Annotated in this window: 5 protein-coding genes and 1 pseudogene; 3 read left to right on the top strand and 3 right to left on the bottom strand. The window is 61.5% G+C overall.

Annotated features, from left to right (window positions below; genetic code table 11):
- Window positions 1-1,782, top strand: a 1,782-nt coding sequence (msbA, locus tag AB4Z11_RS23110; RefSeq protein ID WP_442027936.1) for a lipid A export permease/ATP-binding protein MsbA, incomplete at its 5' end; no start/stop codon positions are given.
- Between the two features lies 1 nt (window position 1,783).
- Here msbA and AB4Z11_RS23105 read toward each other — a convergent pair.
- On the bottom strand, window positions 1,784-2,533 hold the full coding sequence (locus tag AB4Z11_RS23105) for a DUF481 domain-containing protein (protein WP_442027935.1): 750 nt from the start codon (window positions 2,531-2,533) through the stop codon (window positions 1,784-1,786).
- Window positions 2,534-2,659: 126 nt separating this feature from the next.
- Between AB4Z11_RS23105 and AB4Z11_RS23100 the strand changes: the two genes are divergently transcribed.
- Window positions 2,660-3,682, top strand: coding sequence for a DNA topoisomerase IB (locus tag AB4Z11_RS23100; protein ID WP_442027933.1), 1,023 nt, complete (start codon window positions 2,660-2,662; stop codon window positions 3,680-3,682).
- Here AB4Z11_RS23100 and AB4Z11_RS23095 read toward each other — a convergent pair.
- Window positions 3,679-4,140 carry an Lrp/AsnC family transcriptional regulator gene (locus AB4Z11_RS23095; protein ID WP_442027932.1) on the bottom strand — a complete coding sequence of 154 codons (462 nt, stop codon included), beginning with the start codon at window positions 4,138-4,140 and terminating at the stop codon, window positions 3,679-3,681. The genes AB4Z11_RS23100 and AB4Z11_RS23095 overlap by 4 nt on opposite strands.
- On the opposite strand from AB4Z11_RS23095, the gene AB4Z11_RS23090 reads away from it, so the two are divergent.
- Window positions 4,139-4,522, top strand: coding sequence for a hypothetical protein (locus AB4Z11_RS23090; protein WP_442027931.1), 384 nt, complete (start codon window positions 4,139-4,141; stop codon window positions 4,520-4,522). The genes AB4Z11_RS23095 and AB4Z11_RS23090 overlap by 2 nt on opposite strands.
- On the opposite strand, the pseudogene AB4Z11_RS23085 reads toward AB4Z11_RS23090, so the two are convergent.
- Window positions 4,506-4,884 (bottom strand): annotated as a pseudogene (locus AB4Z11_RS23085) (FAD-dependent oxidoreductase); the annotation flags it as partial. The gene AB4Z11_RS23090 and the pseudogene AB4Z11_RS23085 sit on opposite strands and share 17 nt — an antisense overlap.

The raw sequence follows: 4,884 nt of genomic DNA, 5'->3' as shown, positions 1-4,884 counted from the left end.
TTCCAGCCCTATATCGGGGTCGTTATCGCCACGCTGGTGGCGGTTGCGGTGGCGGCGACGACGGACGTGCTGCTGGTCCGCCAGCTGCAAAACGTGATCGATGGACTGGGCCCCGAAGGACCGGGGGCCACTCATCACGTCGGCGGCATGCTGGGCGTGGTGCAGGGATGGGCGGATAGCCTGCTGCCGAAGAATAGCGGCGACTCCATGCTGTGGGCGATTCCCGCACTGATTCTGGCGCTGGCAATGGTGCGCATGGTCAGCAGCTTCTTTGCCGATTATGGCTCGACCTGGCTGACGCAGCGTGTCCAGGCCAATCTGCGCGAAGGCATGTTCGCCCGTATTCTGCGCCTGCCGAACCGCTATTTCGATCAGTCCTCCACCGGCACCACGCTGTCGCGCGTGGCCTTCGATGCTGCACAGGTGTCGCAGGCGGGCCTGAACGTGGTCAACGTGGCGGTGCGCGATTCGGTGGGTACCATTGGCTATCTGGTTTCGCTGTTCACGATCGACTGGCAGTTGGCCACTTTCTGCCTTGTCCTGTTGCCGCTGGTGGCACTGGTGGTGACTTTCGCCGCGCGCCGCATGCGCCGCCTGAGCGAACGTGCCCAGGATGCAATGGGAGAGCTGACCCGCGTGCTCGACGAGAGCATTGGCGGCCAGCGCGTGGTGAAGATTTTCGGCGGCCAGAAATACGAGCAGAAACGCTTCGATGAAGTGGTGAAGCTGAATCGCCAGATCGCGGTGAAACATGCCTCAACGGCTGCCATGAACTCCGGCGTCATCATGATGCTGGTGGGGGCGACGTTGTCCGCCGTGATTTACGTGGCGCTGCTGCGCGCCCGCGCCGGTGCACTGTCGCCGGGCGCTTTCGTGGCCTTCCTGACGGCGCTGCTGATCATGCAGTCGCCGATCAAGAACCTGACCAAAATTAACGAGCCGCTACAGCGCGGGCTTGCCGCAGCGAAGTCGGTGTTTGGCCTGATCGACGCGCCAATTGAACCCGATACCGGCACCCGCACGCTGGAGCGCGCACAAGGCCGCATCGAACTGCAGCAAGTCGGCTTCCGCTACAACGTGGATGATGCCGACGCTGCGCCGGCCTTACATAATGTGTCGCTCGATATCGCCGCCGGTGAAACGGTGGCGCTGGTGGGCGGTTCGGGCAGCGGCAAGACCACGCTGGCCAGCCTGCTGCCGCGCTTCTATGATGTCGGGTCCGGCCGCATCTTGCTGGATGGCGTCGACCTGCGCGAATACCGCCTGCCGGACTTGCGCAGCCAGATCGCTCTGGTTAGCCAGGATGTGGTGCTGTTCAACGACACGCTGTCCGCGAATATCGCTTATGGCGACGAGAACCCGGACCGCGCGCGCATCGAAGCGGCGGCCCGTGCGGCCTATGCACACGAATTCATCGCGCGCCTGCCGGAAGGCTATGAAACGGAAGTCGGAGAGAATGGCTTGCGCCTGTCYGGCGGCCAGCGTCAGCGCCTGGCAATTGCCCGCGCGCTGTATAAGGACGCGCCGATCCTGATCCTGGACGAAGCGACCAGCGCGCTGGATACCGAATCCGAGCGCCAGGTGCAGGCAGCGCTGGAGAAACTGATGGAAGGGCGCACCACCGTGGTCATCGCGCACCGCCTGTCCACCATCGAGAATGCGGACCGTATCGTGGTCATGCAATCAGGCGCGATTGCGGAAATCGGCGGCCACGACTCGCTGCTGGCACAAGGCGGGATCTATGCCCGCCTGTACCAGACGCAGAAACAGCTATCGCACTGAATCAGAACGAGTAGACCAGGGTCACCGAGGTTTGCGTGTCGGTGTTCTTTTTGTCCACCGGGACGCTGGTATCGTTACGGGCGCTGAATGCCGCCTTCATCTGCATGGTGCTGTTGATCTTGGTGCTGAGAGCCGTTTCCGCCACCGAGTGCACATTGCCGGCGCCGGTTTCCATGGTCACGCTCTGCGAGAAGGAAGCCGAAGGGCTGATCTTCCAGCGCAGGTTAGCCGCGCCGCGCAAGGTCAAGCCGCTTTCTTCCTCGCCGGTGGAGCGGGTGCGGTTGATATAGCCAGGACCGAGTTCCACATCCAGCGATTTGTTCGGCGAGTCCAGCCAGCGGCTTGAGTGACCCACTGCGATCGTGGTGTAGTGGGTGAACGCGCCGAATTTGTCGTCCACGTACGAGCCGAGCGCGAACAGCTTTTCCTGGTCATCCACCAGCTTGTAGCCGGCTTTGGCGGACAGCGAGAAGCGCTCAGCGGATCGCTTGCTGTGCGATACGCCTTGGTCGTCCTTGAAACGGTCGTCTTTGAAGAAGCCGGTCGCAATATATTGATTGCTCCAGTCCTGCATTTCCTGACGTGCGTCGATTTTGCCGGTGACCGTGGTACCGGTGGTGTTACCGCTGGTGGTAATTGCGCCAAGTTCGGCGGACGTATGCCAACCGAGGTTTTCTTCAACTGTGTCTGCGGCGAACGCGCCGCTGCTTGCCGTGGCGAGTGCCAGGGCTAAGGCAGGGAGATATTTCATGCGTCTTGCTCCGGGGCCTGCGGGCCGTTGGTACTAAAGGGGGAAGCGGCATTGTACCTCAGCCTCACCAAGAGCGCGCGCAACCGTGAGCCGCGTATTTCGCAGGGGCGGTAGGATTTGCACATCATGAAACCCGACGATTCCGCGATCAATGGTGTAGCGGCAGCCCGACTGGCCGGGTTGCGTTATGTGAGCGACAACGCCGCAGGCTATCGGCGCGTGCCGCAGGGCGATGGCTTTCGTTATGTGGATGCCGACGGCGCTGCGGTACGCGATGAAACGGTGCTGTCGCGCATACGCTCCCTGGTGATTCCGCCTGCCTGGACGGATGTGTGGATATGCGCCCAGCCAAACGGCCATCTCCAGGCCACGGGACGTGATGCGCGCGGCCGCAAGCAATACCGTTATCACCCGCGCTGGCGCACCGTGCGGGACGAAGCGAAGTATGAGCACATGGCCAACTTCGCGACGTCCTTGCCGTCGATCCGGCGTGCGGTTGATGAAGCGCTAAGCCTGCCGGGACTGCCGCGCGAAAAGGCGCTGGCCACTGTTGTATATCTGCTGGAAGCGACGCTGATGCGCATCGGGAATGAGGAGTATGCGCGTGAGAACAAGTCCTTCGGCCTGACGACCTTGCGCAACCGGCATGTACGCATCGCCGGCAGCGCGGTCGAATTTCGTTTTCGTGGCAAGAGTGGCATCAGCCATGCCGTGCGCGTCAGCGACCGCCGCCTGGCACGCATCATTCAGCGCATGCGCGACTTGCCCGGCCAGGACCTGTTTCAGTATGTGGACGAGGAAGGTAATACCCACGCCATCGGTTCCGCGGACGTGAACGATTATCTGCGCGCCATCAGTGGCGAGGATTTCACGGCCAAGGATTTCCGTACCTGGGCCGGCACGGTGCTGGCGGCGCTGGCGCTGCGTGAGGCTGGCCATTTTGAATCGGAGACGGAAGCCAGGCGCAATGTGGTGCGGGCTATCGAAAGTGTGGCCGAAAAGCTGGGCAATACGCCGGCCGTCTGCCGCAAGTGCTACGTGCATCCAGGCGTGTTGGATGCTTATATGTGCGGTGTTCTGTTGGGCGAAGGCTGCGGCGGCGAACTCGATCCCGATGAAAGCGCCGTGCTCGCGCTGCTGCAAGGTTAAGGTTCGACCGAATGCTCGCGCTTCAGGCAGCGCAGCACGAAAGTGGAGCGGCTGTGGCGCAGGCCGGGCAGCTTGTACAGCTTCTTGCGCAGGAATTCTTCATAACCGGCAGTGCCGGCCACGGCGACCTTGATCAGGTAATCATATTCTCCGGTCAGGAGGTAAGCCTCGATCACTTCGGGCAGCGTGGCGAGCGCGCGGCCGAACTTTTCCAGCATGGAGTCGTCGTGGCGTTCCAGCGTGACCTCGATGATGACGGTGTCCGGTAAGCCAAGCGCCTCCTGGTTCARCAGCGCCGTGTAGCCTTCGATCACGCCGCCTTCTTCCAGGGCGCGCACGCGGTTCCAGCATGGTGTGGTCGACAGGCCTACTTTCTCGGCCAGCTTGGTATTGCTTACGCGGCCGTCGCGGCGCAGTTCGCGCAGGATACGGCGGTCGATTTCGTCCAGTTGTTCCATGATTTTGCCTGCTTTGCAGAATGTCGATCCTTGCATTCTATCCGAGAAAGAAGAATCTTCTTCAATTGGCAGGTTTCTGAGTAATCTTTGGATGCCTATTCCACCAACGGCAGCCTATCATTTCGTCATGGAGACTTCTTTCAGAATGCGCGTCGAAGTGGATAGCGCCACCACTTCGCTGGAATCTGCGCTGGCCATTATCCGGCGCGGAGGCGTGCAGCTACGCGGCGTCAGCATGGCGCCGGGTGTGCACGGGATGAACGTGGATCTGCAGGTGGAGGCGGAGGAAGAGGATGCCCTCGTGCTTTGCCGTATGCGGCTTTGCAATGTGATTGGCATCCTCAAGATACGCGAGCGGCCGCGAATCAGCCGTCCGCTTTGACGGCAGGCCCCGTTTCGATTGTGCCGGCTTTTACTTTCTCGGCCGCCTTCTTCCCGGCCAGGAAAGCGTGGTCAGAGTTGTAATATTCCCATTCGCTGTAGCGGCCGGCCAGGATGATGTCGTGCTGTTCGGCCCAGGCGCGCACGGTCGCGACATTGTCAGCACGCTGGTGATCGTAGACCACGTAGGCGTAAGGCATGTCGACGATGGATGCGGTGACCACTTCGTCGTCCGGTTTGATGAATCCGACCTTGACGCAATCGGCCACACAGCGCGCGATCAGGTCATCACCATCGACCGGCAGCGGCTTCCACGGCGAGTAGGAAATCTCGCAGGTGAAGCCGAAACCACCGGGCGCGTTG

Origin of the sequence: Pseudoduganella sp. RAF53_2 (genome assembly GCF_052113985.1) — a bacterium.
Classification (GTDB): domain Bacteria; phylum Pseudomonadota; class Gammaproteobacteria; order Burkholderiales; family Burkholderiaceae_D; genus Rugamonas.
This window is presented reverse-complemented; position numbering and strand designations above follow the sequence as displayed.